General features: G+C 64.9%; 14 protein-coding genes. 9 read left to right on the top strand and 5 right to left on the bottom strand.

Annotated elements, in window-relative coordinates:
* Positions 1–56: 56 nt before the first annotated feature.
* The 8 genes from B9D87_RS10690 (at position 57) to B9D87_RS10655 (ending at position 9,529) form a co-directional block, all read left to right on the top strand.
* Complete coding sequence (locus B9D87_RS10690) at positions 57–1,757, top strand: AMP-binding protein (protein ID WP_007769933.1); 1,701 nt, start codon at positions 57–59, stop codon at positions 1,755–1,757.
* A complete protein-coding gene (locus tag B9D87_RS10685) occupies positions 1,754–3,226 on the top strand; it encodes an aldehyde dehydrogenase family protein (protein ID WP_040629669.1) in 1,473 nt (490 codons plus the stop codon). Before B9D87_RS10690 ends, B9D87_RS10685 begins: the two co-directional genes overlap by 4 nt.
* Before the next feature lie 18 nt (positions 3,227–3,244).
* A complete protein-coding gene (locus B9D87_RS10680; protein ID WP_007769935.1) occupies positions 3,245–4,084 on the top strand; it encodes a mycofactocin-coupled SDR family oxidoreductase in 840 nt (279 codons plus the stop codon).
* A gap of 167 nt (positions 4,085–4,251) precedes the next feature.
* Entirely contained in the window at positions 4,252–4,992 is a 741-nt protein-coding gene (locus B9D87_RS10675; RefSeq protein ID WP_007769936.1) for a FadR/GntR family transcriptional regulator, read from the top strand.
* A complete protein-coding gene (locus tag B9D87_RS10670; protein ID WP_007769937.1) occupies positions 4,992–6,095 on the top strand; it encodes a Rieske 2Fe-2S domain-containing protein in 1,104 nt (367 codons plus the stop codon). The genes B9D87_RS10675 and B9D87_RS10670 overlap by 1 nt, the downstream gene beginning before the upstream one ends.
* A gap of 59 nt (positions 6,096–6,154) precedes the next feature.
* A complete protein-coding gene (locus B9D87_RS10665; RefSeq protein ID WP_007769938.1) occupies positions 6,155–7,414 on the top strand; it encodes a CaiB/BaiF CoA transferase family protein in 1,260 nt (419 codons plus the stop codon).
* A gap of 54 nt (positions 7,415–7,468) precedes the next feature.
* Positions 7,469–8,191, top strand: coding sequence for an alpha/beta fold hydrolase (locus B9D87_RS10660; RefSeq protein ID WP_157373212.1), 723 nt, complete (start codon positions 7,469–7,471; stop codon positions 8,189–8,191).
* 573 nt (positions 8,192–8,764) lie between these two features.
* Entirely contained in the window at positions 8,765–9,529 is a 765-nt protein-coding gene (locus B9D87_RS10655) for a FadR/GntR family transcriptional regulator (RefSeq protein WP_007769940.1), read from the top strand.
* A 12-nt stretch (positions 9,530–9,541) separates the two neighbouring features.
* On the opposite strand, the gene B9D87_RS10650 is transcribed toward B9D87_RS10655, so the two are convergent.
* The 4 genes from B9D87_RS10650 to B9D87_RS10635 are packed head-to-tail and all read right to left on the bottom strand — an operon-like array spanning position 9,542 to position 14,232.
* The gene (locus B9D87_RS10650; protein ID WP_040630008.1) at positions 9,542–10,816 is read right to left on the bottom strand and encodes an acetyl-CoA C-acetyltransferase; all 1,275 of its coding nucleotides are present in this window, start codon (positions 10,814–10,816) and stop codon (positions 9,542–9,544) included.
* Positions 10,813–11,961, bottom strand: a complete 1,149-nt coding sequence (locus B9D87_RS10645) for an acyl-CoA dehydrogenase family protein (RefSeq protein WP_007769942.1) — start codon at positions 11,959–11,961, stop codon at positions 10,813–10,815. The genes B9D87_RS10650 and B9D87_RS10645 overlap by 4 nt, the downstream gene beginning before the upstream one ends.
* Positions 11,962–11,977: 16 nt before the next feature.
* Positions 11,978–13,072 carry an acyl-CoA dehydrogenase family protein gene (locus tag B9D87_RS10640; protein WP_007769943.1) on the bottom strand — a complete coding sequence of 365 codons (1,095 nt, stop codon included), beginning with the start codon at positions 13,070–13,072 and terminating at the stop codon, positions 11,978–11,980.
* Positions 13,069–14,232 (bottom strand): acyl-CoA dehydrogenase family protein, encoded by a 1,164-nt coding sequence (locus B9D87_RS10635; protein ID WP_007769944.1) that lies wholly within the window; start codon positions 14,230–14,232, stop codon positions 13,069–13,071. Before B9D87_RS10635 ends, B9D87_RS10640 begins: the two co-directional genes overlap by 4 nt.
* A gap of 157 nt (positions 14,233–14,389) precedes the next feature.
* On the opposite strand from B9D87_RS10635, the gene B9D87_RS10630 reads away from it, so the two are divergent.
* Positions 14,390–15,562 carry a thiolase family protein gene (locus tag B9D87_RS10630; RefSeq protein WP_007769945.1) on the top strand — a complete coding sequence of 391 codons (1,173 nt, stop codon included), beginning with the start codon at positions 14,390–14,392 and terminating at the stop codon, positions 15,560–15,562.
* Here the strand turns inward: B9D87_RS10630 and B9D87_RS10625 are convergent.
* Complete coding sequence (locus B9D87_RS10625) at positions 15,544–17,007, bottom strand: class I adenylate-forming enzyme family protein (RefSeq protein WP_007769946.1); 1,464 nt, start codon at positions 17,005–17,007, stop codon at positions 15,544–15,546. The genes B9D87_RS10630 and B9D87_RS10625 overlap by 19 nt on opposite strands.
* Positions 17,008–17,014 lie beyond the last annotated feature (7 nt).

The raw sequence follows: 17,014 nt of genomic DNA, 5'->3' as shown, positions 1-17,014 counted from the left end.
CCGGATGGCGCTCAGCACCGGTCTGTGCGGGGGGTACCCCGAGCAAGGAGAATGAGATGGCAGATGTCGACCCGCTGGGCTCGGTGACCCACCGCATCCCTGTCGACGTTTTACGCCTTCAGGCCGAAACCATCGGCGACCGGCCCTACCTGGTCGATGACGAAAGCGGTGAACTCAGCTTCGGCTACGTGGATGACATGGCTGATCGGCACGCTTCCGGCTACGCCGACCTCGGGATCGGCAAGGGTGACACCGTCGCGGTTTTCATGGAGAACTCCGCCTCGCTTGCTCTCACGACATTCGGCATCAACCGGCTCGGCGCGATCTGGTCTCCGGTGTCCACGGAGTACCGAGGGGAATGGCTGCGCGAGCTGCTTACCGCGATCGGCTCGCGTGTTCTGGTCGTCGACCAGCATCTTCTGCCCGAAGTCGCCCGATGCGGCGACCTGCCGTTCGAGCACATCGTGGTCAACGGCGACAGTAGGGACTGGGCGGGCTCGGGCGATTTCGACCACGCGGCCCTGTCCGAACTTGGAAGCTTCGCGGAGCTGAAGCAGCATCGATCGAACATCAAGCTGCACCACGGCGAAACGAGTTCGGTGCTGTGGACCTCTGGAACCACCGGACGGTCCAAAGGAGTGATGCAGCCGCACGCGGTGTGGACGTTGTGGCCGCAGCGCCACAACCGCGTGTACCGCAACGGTGTCGGCGACGGTGAGACTTTCTACTACTGCATGCCTATGTACAACTCGGGTGCCTGGCTCATGTGCGTCTATCCGGCTTTGATCACGGGTAATCGCGCGACCATCGACAAGCGGTTCTCGGTCACCGAATTCTGGGATCGCATCCGGCATTTCAATGCCAACCACACGATGACCCTGGGCGCTATGCACGTGTACTTGTTCGGCCAGCCGCCGCGCGACGACGACGCCGACAATCCGCTGCGCACCCTGGTGATGAACCCGGTCGTGCCGCAGATACTGAGGCCCTTCATGGAGCGCTTCGGAATCGAGCGCGTCGGAAGCGGTTTCGGGCAAAGCGAAGTCATGGGTGCCACCTTCTACACATCCGATCGCGACCTCAAAGTGGGCTCGTCGGGATACACGGTCGATGACGACCTCGTGGAGACACGACTACTCGATGATAACGACGAGGAGGTCGGCGTCGACGAGGTGGGCGAGATCTGTGTACGGCCGCGGGTGCCCTACACGGTGTTCACCGGCTATCTCGGTCAGCCCGAAGAGACACTGAAGACGTTCCGGAACATGTGGCACCACAGTGGCGATCTGGGAAGGCGCGACGCGGACGGCGAGATCTTCTTTGCCGATCGTAAGAAGGATTCGCTGCGTCACAAGGGTCGCAACACGTCCACCTTCGAAGTCGAGCACATCGCTCGGCAATTTCCAGGTGTGGCGAACGCCGCCGCTGTCGGTGTGACGGCGCCCGAGCTCGAACACGAAGAAGAGCTCATGGTGGTGCTGCTTCGGGAACCCGGTGCCAAGGTAGATCCGTTGGATTTCTGCAAGTTCATGGACGACAAAGCGCCATACTTCTTCGTCCCCCGCTACGTCGAGATCGTCGACGAGCTACCGATGACGCCCACGAACAAAATCCAGAAGTTCGTGCTTCGTGAGAAAGGCGTTGGGCCGGCCACTTGGGACCGCACGGCGCAAGCCCGCGATTGGCAACCGACGAAACCTCTCAAGAAGCCGGTGCTCAGCCCCGAGGCGAACCAGCATGCGGAGGTAGCCGAATGACGGCTGTGACTCCGGCTCCGATCGACGAATTGCCAGAGCCTGCGCTGCTCATAGGTGATCGCACAATCACCGACGCCAGCGGTGGCACGTTCCAGCACGTCTATGCCGCCACCGGTCAGCCGACGGCCCAGGTGCCACTCGCCGGGACGACCGAAATCGATCAGGCGGTGGCGGCGGCGCGCGCGGCGCTGCCCGGATGGCGGGCGATGCCCGCCGATCAGCGTCGTAATGCGTTGAATGCCATGGGCAAGTTGATCGCCGACAACATTGAACGCCTCTCGCGGCTGAATACCATCGACAACGGCACTGCACTGAATATCGCCAAGGCGCAGAACTTCATGGCCGTCGACCTGTTCGCCTACAACGCGGGATGGGCTGACAAAGGCGGGGGAGAGGTGCACCAGACATGGCCGATCCCAGCATTGGATTACAGCTTCGATGAGCCATACGGCGTCGTCGGCATCATCATCCCCTGGAATGGCCCCATCACGGCAATCGGTCAGACCGTTGCCCCAGCACTGGCCGCCGGTAACTGTGTGGTCGTCAAACCACCTGAGCTTGCGCCGTTTTCAGCACTCGAGATGGGCAGACTGTTCCTCGAAGCGGGCTTCCCGCCGGGCGTGGTCAATATCGTGCCGGGCGGCCCTGCGGCCGGCGAGGCGCTCGTATGCCATCCCGGCATCGACAAACTTCACTTCACCGGAAGCGGCGTGACGGCCCGCAAAATCATCCACAGTGCGGCCGAAACGCTCAAGCCGCTGGGGCTGGAACTCGGCGGCAAGTCGGCGGTTCTGGTATTCGACGACGCCGACCTACCCGCCGCCGTACAGACCGCCTCCGGTGCCATCACCCTCAACCTCGCTGGGCAAGGCTGCATCTGCGGGACGCGAGTCATGGTGCACCGCAGCATCTATGACCGTTTCGTCGATGATCTGGCGGCGGCCGTGCAGGCGATCCCGATCGGCGACCCGATGAGCCCCGCAACGTTGATGGGCCCCGTGGTCAGCCAGGGCGCCTGCGACCGCATCATGGGAATGATCGAGGCGGCAACGGAAAACAAATCAGGCCGGCTGATCACCGGGGGCACGCGCCTGGACGGCGCCTTATCCAGCGGTTTTTATATTGCACCAACGGTTTTCGCGGATGTCGACAACACCTCGCCGCTCGCGCGCGAGGAGGTGTTCGGGCCGGTACAGACGGTCATGCCCTTCGACTCAGAAGAAGAGGCCCTGGCCCTGGCCAACGACACCTCATACGGGCTGGCCGCCTATGTGCATACCGAGAACCTCCGACGCGCCCATCGCGTCAGCGCCGCGCTCGAGAGCGGAATGGTTTGGGTCAACGGAGGATTCGGCATCCCGCCGTCCGTTCCGTTCGGCGGGGTCAAGCAGAGCGGCTACGGCCGCATCGGTGGCCGTCGGGGTATCGAAGAGTTCACTCGGCCGAAGAACATCTGGATCGCACACTAGCAAGTTAGGGAGTAATCGATGGGACGAGTACAGGGCAAGGTCGCGTTCATCACGGGTGTGGCACGGGGTCAAGGCCGCTCGCACGCCGTGCGCCTGGCCGAGGAAGGCGCCGACATCATCGGCATCGATCTTCTCGAGAACGAGGAATTCGCCCCCTATCTCCTGGCCACCCAGGACGACATGGACGAGACGCTCGCGCTGGTGGAGAAGACCGGTCGGCGCATGATCGGCATCAAGGCCGACGTGCGCGATCGCACCGCGCTCATCGACGCCGTCAAGACGGGTGTCGACGAGTTCGGGCGCCTCGACATTGTGGTCGCCAACGCCGGCATCTCGCCGACCGGCGGGATGACCTGGGAAGTACCGCCGGATGAGTGGAACGCGGTCATCGACATCAACCTGACCGGCGTGTTCAACACGGTCGCCGCGACCGTCCCCGCGGTCATATCCGGCGGCAACGGCGGTTCGGTCATCTTGACCAGCTCGGGCGCGGGGCTCAAATACGTGCCCAACCTCGTGCACTACAACTCGGCCAAAGCCGCCGTTGTGGCGATCGGTAAGACGCTGTCGAATGAGCTTGCTGCGCAACAGATCAGGGTTAATGTGATCGCCCCGGGTACCGTGAATACAGCGCTGATCAGCGAGAACAAGGCGATGTTCAAGTTGTTCCGGCCGGATCTGGAGAATCCGACGATCGAGGACGCCGAACCGGTGTTCACGATGATGATGCCGATGGGTAAGCCGTGGGTCGAGCCGTCTGACATCTCCAACGCGGTGCTGTACCTCGCGAGCGACGAGGCGCGCTACGTCACCGGAATTGTGCTTCCGGTGGACATGGGCGCCCTTAATCGGCCGTAGCGACGGCGCCGGCGGCAAGGCACATTCGCCGTGACAGGCGGGTGCGTTTCCTCCTGCCGTCGAAATCTCTAAATCAATCGATGGAATTGGCTAACCAGCGTTGCTGTACGACATAAAGCTGGGCTAGTCTGTCAAAAACAGCCATTGATCTAACTGATAGGTCGACGATGACAGTAGTAGTCCAGGGCGTCAGCCCAACGACACCTCCGCGTCCCGTCGCGGGACAGACGCTCGGCGCGGCGCTGGCTCAGCGCATCGAGCAGCGGATACGCGTCGAGGGATGGGGACCGGGACGGCTCATCGGCTCGGAGTCCGATCTGTGCGAAACGTTTGATGTCGGCACCGCAGCGGTCCGCGAAGCGGCACGCATCCTGGAAGCGCGGGGGGTCGCGAAGGCCCGCCGCGGTCCGGGCGGCGGCCTTTTCGTCACCCAGCCCGAGCAGTCACTGGTCACAGATGCGGCCCGGCGGTACCTGAGCCATGCCGGCATCGATCGCGCTGACCTGTTCGAAGTGTGGATGGCGCTCGAGCAGCTCGCGATCAGCAAGCTGGCGGCGTCGATCGATCCTGCCGGCGCCAAACGCCTGCGCGATCTGTTGGGCAAAGAGCTGCTCGAAGCGCCTCGCGCATGGACGGAGTTGCCCAACATCCATCTCGAAATCGCGCGTCAGTCGGACAATGCCGCTCTGGAACTCTTCATCCGTGTGTTGTCAGAGTTGACGCTTCACACCTACGGCGCCACTGAAGAACCGGGCCAAGCCATCGAATGGTTGCACGCGCGCCACGTCGAGCTGGTGGACGCCATCATCGCCGGTGACGCTGCGCTCGCTCAGCTCCATTTGCGCCGTTTCATCGCGGCCGTCAAACGACAGGATTTCGGTCCCGCTATCGAACGAGAGGACATGTAATGGCGAAGCCCGCGCTTTCTATGAAGCCCACCGGCTGGTTTCAGGTGGCCTGGTCCGCCGAGATCGAGCCCGGTCACGTGCACCGGATGAAGTACTTCGACCAGGAGCTGGTCGCCTGGCGGTCCGCCGCCGGTGCGCTGACCGTGATGAACGCCTACTGCGAGCATCTCGGTGCCCACCTGGGCTACGGCGGCCATGTGGAAGAGGACCGCATCATCTGTCCCTTCCATGGCTGGGAATGGAATGCCGAGGGGCGCAACGTCTGCATTCCGTACCAGGACCGGCCCAACAAGGCACGGCGCATCCGCACTTGGCCCGTGAACGAACGCAACGAATGTGTCTACATCTGGCACGACCTCAACGGGCGCGAACCCTACTTCGAAGTCCCCGATGTCTTCGCTGCCTACGATGACGGCCGTACTGCCGACGACTACTACCTCGCATATCCCGAAGGCTGTCTGCACCGCGCGGGACTCGAATTGCATCCGCAATACGTCATGGAAAACGGTGTGGATTTCGCGCACTTCAAGTTCGTCCATCGGGCGGCCTTCGTACCCGAGTTCACTCGCCAGGAGTACGACGGTGCCATGGCGTACGCCGACTTCGAGATGCTCTTCGGCGGCACGAAGGACAAGACCGTCCTGACGCCGAACGGGGCTGTGCGGGGTGGAGTTCAGGCCATCAACGTCGGCATCGGAGTCGGCTTCGCCAAGTTCTGGGGCCCCGACAACATGCGGACGATAGTCACCGTCACGCCGGTCGACCAAGAAACCTGCGACATCCGGTCCTCGGTCTGGTTGGACAAGATTCCCGGCGAGGACGGACCCCACCAGCCGGCAAGTCTTGAGCGGCGTCAGCGCATGGCCAACAACCAATTCCTCGCCGACCTCAACATCTGGCAGCATCAGCGCTACACCGATCCGCCTGCCCTGGCCACCGCGGAAGGCAAGGGCTTCCGGATGATCCGGCGGTGGGCCATGCAGTTCTACCCCGAAGGCCAACCGGGCAGCGCCAGCACGCCCGAGCTGCAGACCGCAGGAACCGACGCGGGTGACGATATGCCTGAGAACGAGGCGCGCGGCGCCGCACGAGCTTCCGTTTAGTCGCCACGCGGCCGTTGCGATTGCGCGACCGTTGTGGCACAGACCCATTGAAGGGCTATATGGACGACGATCAGGGCACGTTGCTTGCCGGCGTGCGCGTGGTGGAATCAGCGTCCCTGCTGAATGGTGACACGCTGGGCATGCTGCTCGGCGATCTCGGGGCAGACGTCATCAAAGTGGAAAGCCCGGGACGGGGCGACTATCTGCGGGACTTCATGGGGCAGATCACGCCCCACAACAGTCCCGCGCATCTCCAGGTGAACCGCAACAAGCGGAGCATCGCCGTCGACATGCGCAGCGATGAGGGCCGCGCCGTGTTCTGGCGGCTCATCGATCGCGCCGATGTCTTCGTCGACGGTAATGCGGCGGGCGCCATGGACCGGCTGGGCGTCGGGTACGACGCTCAGCGCCAACACAATCCGGCGATCATCTACGCCAGCGTCACCGGATTCGGCGTTCTCGGACCGTACGGGACCATTCCGACGCACGGGATGTTGATGACTGCGCTGGCGGGCGCCAACCCTGTCATACGGGCCGATGACGGCTACATGCATCCCGTTCCCCCAACCGGGCTGGGGGGCACCGAAATGGGCGGTGAAGCCACCGCCGCCGCCGCGGTGCACGGTGCCCTGCGGGTCGCCGCGGCTCTGTTCGCACGCGAACGCACGGGCCGTGGCCGCCATATCGATGTCGCCGGCTCCGATGCTGTCATCGCCCAGGCTCTAGCCGCGGTGATCTACAAACTCAACGACGCGCGACTCACTGAGCGCGATTCATTGCCGACCATCGACGGCGGAGTCTGGAAAGGGGCGAAATACCAGTTCTACGAGACGCGCGACAAACGCATGGTGATCCTGGCGGCCATCGAAGACAAGTTCTGGGCGAACTTCTGCGAAGCCATCGATCGGCCCGACTTGATCGCGTCGACGGCGGCTTCCGCCAGCGGGGTCGACTTCGGCAAGGACGAAACGACCCTGCGGGACAAGCTTATTGAGGTATTCGCTGCTCGGGATCAGCGAGAGTGGGTTCAGTTGGCGGCGACACATCGCTTCCCGCTCGGCCCCGCACCCACGACACTGCACGAGATGGCAGAGGATCCGCACATTCGTGCCCGATCGATCCTCGTCGAGGACGAGCATCCCGACGCCGGACCGTTCACGTACGTCGGCTCCGCCGCAATCATCGACGGTCAGCCGTTCCGCGTGCGCAGACCCGCGCCCGCGCTGGGGCAGCACACCGCCCAAGTGCTGGGAGAGTTCGGCTACAGCGACGCCGAAATCGAGCGGTTACGACGGGCGAATGTCATCGGCGGCAACTGAATTCGCAGAGCCCTAACGATGCCCACAGACGTTGAGTCCCAGCCACTCCCGGCAGTGGTGTTCATCCACGGCGGATGTCATAACAGTCAAGCCTGGAACGAAACGCTGTCGGCCCTGAGGGCGCGACGGCCCGACCTGAACGCGTTCGCGATCGACCTGCCCGGACGGGGCGCAATCGAGGGTGACCTTGCGTCCCTCACCGTGGACGGGTGCGCGCAAAGTGTGATCACGCAGATTGACGAACGTCTCGGTCACGAAACACCGCTGGTGTTGGTCGGCCATTCGATGGCCGGTGTCGTGATCCCCCGCGTGGTGGGCAGGATCGGTGGAGGCCGCGTCAGACGATTCATATCCGTGGCCTGCTGTATGCCCCCCGCAGGCCAGTCGATAGTGGACAGCCTGCCGCGCGCGGTGCGCCTCTTGGCCAGCCCCGTGCTGGGCAAGCCCATCATCGAGCGGGTGCCGTTCCTCGTCTCGCGCTTCATATTCGGTAACCGGGCGTCGCGTGCGCAACGCGCGCGAATCCGGCATAGCGCCTGCCGGGAGGGCTCAGCGTTGATCACCACGAGGGTGTCCGACTACCAGTCGCTGCGCGACATACCGGTTGGCTGGGTACTGCCGACGCGTGACCGCGCCGTGCCCCCGCGGAAACAACGCGCCGCAATGGCAGCACTCGGAGGATTCGATCGAATGACGACGATCGATGCCGGCCACGAAGTCCTTATCACCCACCCGGATGAAGTCGCCGAGCATATCCTCGCCATGGTGTTGCGGTAAGGAGTCGGAACAGTAGAAATCGCTGTTTAACCATCCGGTCGTCCCGACGACAGAAGCCAGACAACCACTGAGGCAGAAGAAAACTGGTACGTCGCACGCGACACGCCAGCGGTGTCTGACCCGGCGACTGGCGCTCACGCGCGGCCGAAGTCACTTCGACGTTCCCGCCGCCGCATCTGTCGGTGATTGACGATCGAGGATTTTCATTGCCGTTTCGCACCACATCGGTTCGAGTCACCGCGGAGGGATTCTGCATCAATATCCAAGCGGGGGCGCTTTGGCCGGCCCGGCGACCGTTAAGCGGGCGCGCGACCGTCGTAGGTCAGCTCGATGGGGAAGACTTCGTCGTCGCGCGCATGGTGCCCGAGCGTCCGCTGGCCGCGGATCAACGAGGTCCTCGATCCGAGGCCGTCCGTTCGCGCGACGCCCGATCAAGCGATTGACGTGGGCGTCGTACCCACTGCGGCTAAGCAGGGGCCGGCGGGTCCGGCATAACTCGACGATTTTCATCGATCGATGCACGTTGGCGTTGCCCGCTCCCGCCGGATCGGAATGTGCGGCTAATCTAGACCGATGTCCGCGACCGCGAAAGGCAACGGTGAACCTGTCGGGAGGGCCGCCAGCGTGATCGCCGGGCAAGTGCGTCGTCGCATCATCCGGGGCGAGCTCATCGAGGGTGACATTCTGCCGAGCGAGGCACAATTGTTAGAGCAATTCGGGGTCTCGCGGCCGACCCTGCGCGAGGCGATCCGGGTGCTGGAATCGGAATCTCTGGTGGTGGTCAAGCGGGGTTCCCGCGGCGGGATCGAGGTCAGCGTGCCGCGGGTGGAGACCGCCGCGCGCTACGCGGGTCTCCTGTTGGAGTACCGTCAGGCAACCACGGCCGATGTGTTCGCCGCGGCCGCCGCGATCGAAGGGCCCTGCATTGCGATGTTGGCACGGTCGCGTACCGCCGGTGATCTCAGACGCTTGCGCGCGGCGATCGAGAGCGAACGCGACGCGCGTGCGGACTCGACGCGATTGCTCGAGCTGCAGAACGAGTTCCATCGGATGCTCATCGACATGGCGGGCAATCAGACGCTCGGTGTACTCAGCGACGTGTTGCGTCACATCATCGAGGTAGCCACCGAGCGCTACCTGACCGATCCTTCGCTGGGCGGCGAGGACAAGCTCCGCGCCTCACGGGCGGGCACGCGCACCCATGAGAGGCTCGTCGAGCTCATCGCCGATAAGGACGCCGCGGGCGCTGAGGCGTTGTGGCGCAAGCACATCCTGGCCACCAGCGCACAACTACGTAGTTCAGGTGTCGCCGACTCGGTGGTCGATCTACTCGAGTAGTGCCTGAATCTGTCAGTCCGCGAGGCGTTCGAGCACCATGGCCATTCCCTGGCCGCCGCCGACGCACATCGTCTCGACGCCGATTTGTGCATCATGCCACTGCAGTGAATTGATCAGTGTGGTGGCGATCCTGGCGCCGGTCATACCGAACGGGTGACCGACCGCGATCGCTCCGCCGTTGACGTTGAGCCGGTCGACGTCGATCCCGAGCTGTCGCTGGCTTGCCAGCACCTGTGCGGCGAACGCCTCGTTGATCTCGAACTGGTCGACGTCCGAGACGGCCATGCCGGCGATGGCGAGCGCTTGCCGGGTCGACTCGACGGGCCCCAACCCCATCACCTCGGGCGACAAGGCCGTCACCCCGGTCGAGACGATCCTTGCCAGCGGTGCGATGCCGAGTTGGGCGGCGCGCTCGCGGCTCATCACCACCACGGCAGCAGCGCCGTCGTTGAGCGGACACGCGTTGCCCGCGGTGACGCTGCCGCCAGGCCGGAACACGGGTGCCAGCCGCGAAAGGGCCTCGACCGTCGTCCCCGGCCGGGGGCAATCGTCGTGCTCGACCTTGGCGCCGTCCCCTAGAACGTAGGGTGTGATTTCACGCGCCCAGAAACCAGATGCCAGGGCACGTTCGGCGCGCTGCTGGGACAGCGCCGCATAAGCGTCCTGGTCGGCGCGGCTGACCCCTTCGACCTGCGCGACGTTCTCGGCGGTCTGCCCCATCGCGATGTACACGTCGGGCAGCTCGCCCCGCTCGCGCGGGTCGCGCCAGGGCGGCGGCGTCGGCGCCTTGGCACGTTCTCGGGTGAGGGTCTGCGCCTCCGCGAAGCGCGGGTTCACCCATGGATTCGCGGACCGGTCGCGGGGATCGCGGTCTTCGTCCACCGGTGGGCTGTCGCTGGTTCCGCGCCGTGACCGGCTGACCGTCTCGACGCCCGCGACGACGAAGGTGTGCCCCTCGCCGGCGCGGATCGCGTGCATCGCCATCCGGAGACCTTGCAAGCTCGATGCGCAGTACCGGGTGACCGTGGTGGCGGGCACGCTGTCCCAGCCCAGTAGCACGGCCACCACCCGCGCGATGTTGAAGCCCTGTTCTCCGCCGGGGGCGCCGCATCCTACGATGAGGTCGTTGATGGCGTGCGGGTCCAACTGCGGAACTTGTTGCATCGCTGCGCTTATCGCCGCGACGCAGAGGTCGTCGGCGCGCGCGCTCGTCAGCGATCCTTTGAAGGCGCGGCCGATAGGAGTGCGGGAGGTCGCGACGATGACAGCCTCGGGCGCGGCGCTCAGAACCCCATTCCCTTCCCGACGATGTCGAGCATGATCTCGTTGGTCCCGCCGTAGATGCGCTGGACTCGTGAGTCTCGCCAAAGCCGGGCGATCTCATACTCGTTGATGTAGCCGTAGCCGCCGTGCAATTGCAGGCACCGGTCGATGATGCGCCACTGGGTTTCCGTCGACCACCACTTGGCGCCCGCAGCCTCGTCGGCGGTCAAATCGCCACTATTGACCGCCATGATGCACTTGTCCACGTAGGTCTGCATGACGTCCAGCTCGGTTTGCATCTGGGCGATTGCATGCCGATTCACCTGAAACGTGCCGATCGGCTGGCCGAAGGCCTTGCGATCGCGGGCGTAGGCCATCGACAACTCCACTGCTCTGCGCGCAGACGCCGCCGCGTGGACGGCAATTCCGAGCCGCTCGGCGGGAAGGTTTCGCATCAAGTGGTAGAACCCGCGGTTCTCCTCGCCGACCAGGTTCTCGGCCGGCACTCGGACATCCTCGAAGACCAGTTCGGCTGTGTCAGCGGACTTTTGGCCGATCTTGTCGAGTTTTCGGCCGCGAGAGAAGCCCGGCATGCCGGATTCGACGACGATAAGGCTCAAGCCCTTGTGTGGTTTCTCGGCGTCGGGATTGGTGCGGCAGACGACAACGACCAGATCGGCCAGTAGGCCGTTGGAAATGAACGTCTTGGTGCCGTTGATGATGTAGTCGCTGCCGTCGCGGCGCGCGGAGGTTTTGATGTTGGCCAGGTCCGAACCCGCGCCCGGTTCCGACATCGCGATGGCGGTGATCAGTTCGCCCGAGACATAGCCCGGCAACCAGCGTCGCTTTTGCTCATCGCTGGTCAACTCTGCGAAATAGCCTGCGAGGATGTCATTTTGAACGCCCAGTCCGATCCCGACCGCGCCGGTGTACCAGAACTCCTCATCGACAATCGCGTTGTAGCGGAAGTCCTTGATGCCCAGACCACCGTATTCTTCCGGCATCTCCCAGCCGAGCAGACCCAGCTTGCCCGCTTCCAGCCATGCCTCGCGATCGGCGTAACCGCGCTCCTCCCACTCGTCGGCGTGCGGGACGCAAACGGTTTCGAAGTAGGCGCGTGCGGTCGCACGGAACTCGTCATGTTCGGGCTCGAAAATGTCTCGGCGCACAGTAACTCTTTTCCGATCAGGTGTTGTTCAGTTGACTGTCGCCGACGCTGGAGCTCAGCTGGGTAACCAGCTCCCATACCGTCGACGGCGAGTCCAATGCCATCGTGCCCAGGTGGTGCTGCCACTGTCGCTGGGTTCCGAACTCAGATCGCCAGGCCAGCGCACGGGTGGTGAAGTGGCGCAACCGATGGTCAAGGGTGAATCCGATTGCACCATGGACCTGGTGCGCATTACGTGCGACAAGCGTTGCCGCGCGTGCGGATTCAATTTTGGCGACGGCCACGGCGAATCGTGCGTGCGACGAGTCGAATCCATTGACAGAGGCAGCCACAGCGGCGAATTGCGCCGCCGTGGTCGCCAGGGAGACCGCTCCGGCAGCGTTGGCGATCAACGCCTGGACGCCCTGGAATTTGGCGATCGGGCGGCCGAACTGCTCACGTTGCTGCGCGTGATCACGCGTCAGATCAAGCGCACGGGCCAAGGCGCCGCAGGTCTGTAGCGCTCGGGCCAGCGCCCCTCTGAGACGAAACTCGGGTGCCAATGTGACGTCGGTGGCCCGGAATTCGCCGGCCTCCAGAAGCACGTCGAGGTGCACCCGACCGCTGGGCTGTCCGGCGATGTCGGCATGCGCCTCGACCGATGCCTTCTGGCGAGGCACTTTCGCCACAAAACCATCGCCGGCGACGATGATGGCCTCGGCGACGTTCGCCCAGGGGACGTGGTCGAGGGTCGCGGTCAACCGACCGCCCCGCAACGGCTGGTCGGTGATCCCGGCGGTCATCGCTCCCGTTGCGAGCGGCAAGTCGACCAGGCCGAGCAGCCACGAGGCGAGCAGATCGTGTTCCGCAATAGGGACGGGCGCAGCGTGATAGCCACTGCTCTGCAGCACAACGGACAGTTCGCGTAGACCCGCCCCACTGCCGCCGCGCGGCTCGGGCGTCGTCAGCAGCGTCAGCCCGGATTCGGCCAGTGTGCTCCACAAGCCGGGATCGTAGGCAAGCCCCACCGCCGGCACGTCGAGCACCGATTCGGTTGAGGCCCCGAAGATGTCGTCGGCGAGTCCCCGCAGTGCCAGCAGTTCCGTCGCGTCGTCGTCGGTCAGCATCGTCATCGCAACCCCAACCCTCGGGCCACGACTCCGCTGAGGATCTCGTTGGTGCCGCCGCGCAGGGTGAACCCGGGTGCGTGCAGGATTCCTTCTGCTAGCAACCGCGACAGCTCGTCCTCGGCGTCGACCGCAGGCAGAGCGGGGCTGGCGGCAGCAGCCACTTCGACGACCGCCGACTCGTAACGGGTGCCGAGGTCCTTGACGGTGGCAGCGGCGACAGCGACCGGCTCGTCGCGGCTCAGCGCGGCCGCCACGGAGGCCGACAGCTGTCGCAGCGCGGCCAGCTGCGAGATGAGGTCACCTAGGTCGGTTGCCGCCCACGGGCTTTGATCCACCTGGCGGCCCAACTCGCGTGCGAGTGCATCGAGCAGGGGCTGCGTCGACAGTATCCGTTCGGGTCCGCTGCGCTCGAAGCCCAATTCGGAGGTGACCTGTTCCCATCCGTCACCGATGTTGCCGAGCACCATCTCATCCGGGACGAACACCTTGGACAGCACGACTTCATTGAAGTGATGCGCTCCGGTCAGCAGCTTGATCGGCCGGATCTCGAGGTTCGGCGAATCGAGCGGTACCACGAACTGGCTCAGGCCCTCGTGTCGCTTGGAGCCATCCAGCTCCGCTGTTCGAGCAAGCACGACGAACGCGTGCGCGTGGTGGGCTCCCGATGTCCAAACTTTGACACCGGTTAGTTCCCAACCACCGTCGACCCGCGCGCCGCGGGTGCGCACGCTGGCCAGATCGGACCCGGATTCGGGCTCGCTCATCCCGATGGCGAAATAGCATTCTCCGCGTGCGATGACGGGTAGATACCGGCGGCGTTGGATCTCATTGCCGTACTTGAGCAGTGACGGTGCAGCCTGGCGGTCGGCCACCCAGTGCGCCGCGATCGGCGCACCCGCTGCGAGCAGTTCCTCGATGACGACGAACCGCTCGACGTGGCTGCGGCCGCCGCCCCCGTACTCGGGGGGAATGGTCATGCCCAACCAACCCTGGGCGGCGAGCCGGCGACTGAAAGACGGGTCCCATGAGGAGATCCACGAGTCGACGCGGGGTGTCCAGCCATACTGGCTGCGATCATCTCGGAGGAATCGCCGCACCTCCGTGCGAAGCTCGTCGGCGTCGGAAGGCAGCGACCGGAATGGCGGAACCAATGCTGCGGTCACCGGGCACTCCTCTCGGGCGGGGCGCGTTAAAAGGCTAACTCATTAAGACGATAGACCAACCCTGGCCGGGGGTGTCAAACGCCGGTGGCCTAAGGTATAAATTTAACGGATTAGCGGACGGGGCCGTTGGCGGCGCCGCACAAGAAAGGCAACTTGGATGCGGGACGCGGTCATCACCGCTGCGGTGAGGTCACCAATAGGCAAACGCAACGGCGCACTCGCGCAGGTGCACTCGGTTGCACTATCCGCACTGGTGCTCAACGAGCTGGCGGCGCGGGCCGGCCTGGACCCAGCACTCGTCGACGATGTCCATTGGGGCAACGTCATCAGCATCGGCCAGCAGTCGGGCAACATCGGCCGGATGGCGGTCCTGGCTGCGGGTTGGCCGGAATCAGTGCCGGGATTCACCGTTGACCGGCAGTGTGGCTCGTCGCAGCAGGCCATCTCTACCGCCGCGGCCGCAGTTATTTCGGGGCAGGCTGACGTTGTCGTCGCCGGCGGCGTCGAGATGATGTCGGGGGTGCCGATGGGTGCGGCCTCGGTCGCGGGCACGGGTGAGATGGGCGGACCAGCGGTCGACCGGTACGCGGACGCGCTGACGGCCCCGGGCTTCAACGGCCGGTTCAACCAGGGTGCTGGCGCGGAGTTGATTGCCGAGCAGTACGGGATGTCGCGCACACAGCTCGACGAATACTCGGTTGAATCTCACGAGCGGGCAGCAAAGGCGCAGGATGACCGGCTGTTCGACGAGGAGATAATCCCGGTGCCGATCGAGGGCGGGGAGCTCACGGCGGATGAGGGTGTCCGACGCGGTTCGACGGTGGAGAAGCTGGCTACGCTGAAAGCTCCCTTCGTCGAGAACGGCAAGATCACGGCTGGCAACGCGTCGCAGATTTCTGACGGGGCCGCCGCGGTCCTCATCACCACGTCGGAGCGGGCGGCCGAGTTGGGGATGACACCGATTGCCCGGATCCACACCGCGGTGTGTGCCGGTGACGATCCGGTCAAGATGCTGACCGGCCCCATCCCGGCAACCGAACTCGCGCTCAAGCGGTCCGGGTTGTCGATCGACGACATCGGCGTCTTCGAGGTGAACGAGGCCTTTGCGTCGGTGCCGCTGGCATGGCAGGCGGCCACCGGCGTGCCGCGCGACCGGGTCAATCCGCTGGGCGGAGCGATCGCGCTCGGGCACCCGCTGGGATGTTCGGGTGCTCGGTTGGCCACCACACTGGTTCACCAGCTGCGGCGCACGGGCACCCGGTTCGGCTTGCAGACCATGTGCGAAGGCGGCGGCACCGCCAACGCGACAATCTATGAATTGATGGACTGACCCTCGGGCGCAATCAGCCGCGATCGAAGCTCACCGCGGCGGAGCTTGCCGCCAACGGTGCGGGGTAGATCGGCGACGAAACGGTACTCGCGGGGCCTTTTGTACGTGGCCAGCCGGGTTCTGACCCAGTCATGCAGCAATTCGGCGGACAGGTCGGGCGTCCGCGCGACGACGAACGCCACTGCCGCCTCACCGGTGCGGTCGTCGGACCGCGAGACCACCGCGGCCTCGATCACCGCCGGGTGAGCCGCCAGCACCCGCTCCACCTCGACCGGTGACACCTGAAAACCCGAGACCTTGAAGACATCCTTGACGCGATCGACGATCCGCAGGCGGCCGTCGGCCGCGATCTCGGCCACGTCACCCGTCGCGAACCAGCCGTCCGGCAGGAACGCCGGCGAGTCGATGCCGGCATAGCCCGCGGCGACGCTCGGCCCGCGCACCTCGAGTTCGGCTGTGGCGGTAAGTCGCAACTCGGTCCCTTCGGTGGGATATCCGGGGGAGTCGAGCCGCCAACGCTCGGGCTCGTCGACTGGATTGAACGCCACCATCATCGCCTCGGTCATCCCGTAGGAGCACAAAAACCGCACGCCTGTGCGGGCGGTGATCTGTTCGGCCAGGCCGACCGGTATCGGGCTGCCGCCCCACATGAAGAAGCGCAACGACGAGAAGTCCTCGACCCGCAGATCGTCGCGCTGGGCCAGGCGATGAGCCGCTGCCCCGGCGAGCGGCCAGATCGTCACTCGTGCCTGCGCGATATGACGGAGTGATTCGTCGAGGTCGAAGCGGCGGAACAGCGTTACCTCTGCGCCGACGCTGAACGCCGACGCGCTCATCGTGGCCCCGAAAATGTGGCACAGCGGCAGCGCGATCGCGACCCGGTCATCGCCCGAGAGCCCGAGATGGTGCCGCAGTTGTTCGACACCGCCGCAAAGACTTGCGGTGGTGTGGAGCACGCCCTTGGGCGTCCCCGTTGTTCCCGATGAGAACGGAACATAAAGGGGATCGCGCGATGTGAGGTGTCCCGCTGCGCGACGTGCTGCGCCTCCGGCCGTCAAAATTTGTGCCGGCACCCCGATCTGCAGATGGGCGGCCTCGTGGGTGAATCGATCGGCATACACCGCAGCCGTCGCCGCCGCCACGTCGAGCGCTTGCGCGATCTCGGTGGGGGTCCAATAGGGATTGGGCGTGGCGAATACGGCCCCCAGCCGCGCGAGCGCAAACTGTGCAATGAGGTATTCGGGGCAATTCTCCATCAGTAACGCGACTGTGGTGCCACGGCCGATGCCGGCGGCCAGCAGATTGCTGGCCGCCCGCTCGGTCGCGGACTCCAACTCCGCGTACGTCCAGGCGCGGCCCTCAAACCGCAGCGCGATACGGGCCGGCCACCGGGCGGCCGCGTGCGACAGGTATCCGGCATAGCCGTCGACGGGGTGGCCGGTCATCGGGCCG

This window comes from Mycobacterium colombiense CECT 3035 (genome assembly GCF_002105755.1).
In the GTDB taxonomy this organism is placed as follows: Bacteria; Actinomycetota; Actinomycetes; order Mycobacteriales; family Mycobacteriaceae; genus Mycobacterium; species Mycobacterium colombiense.
The sequence above is the reverse complement of the archived record's forward strand: the minus strand, read 5'-3'. Positions and strand labels throughout refer to the sequence as shown.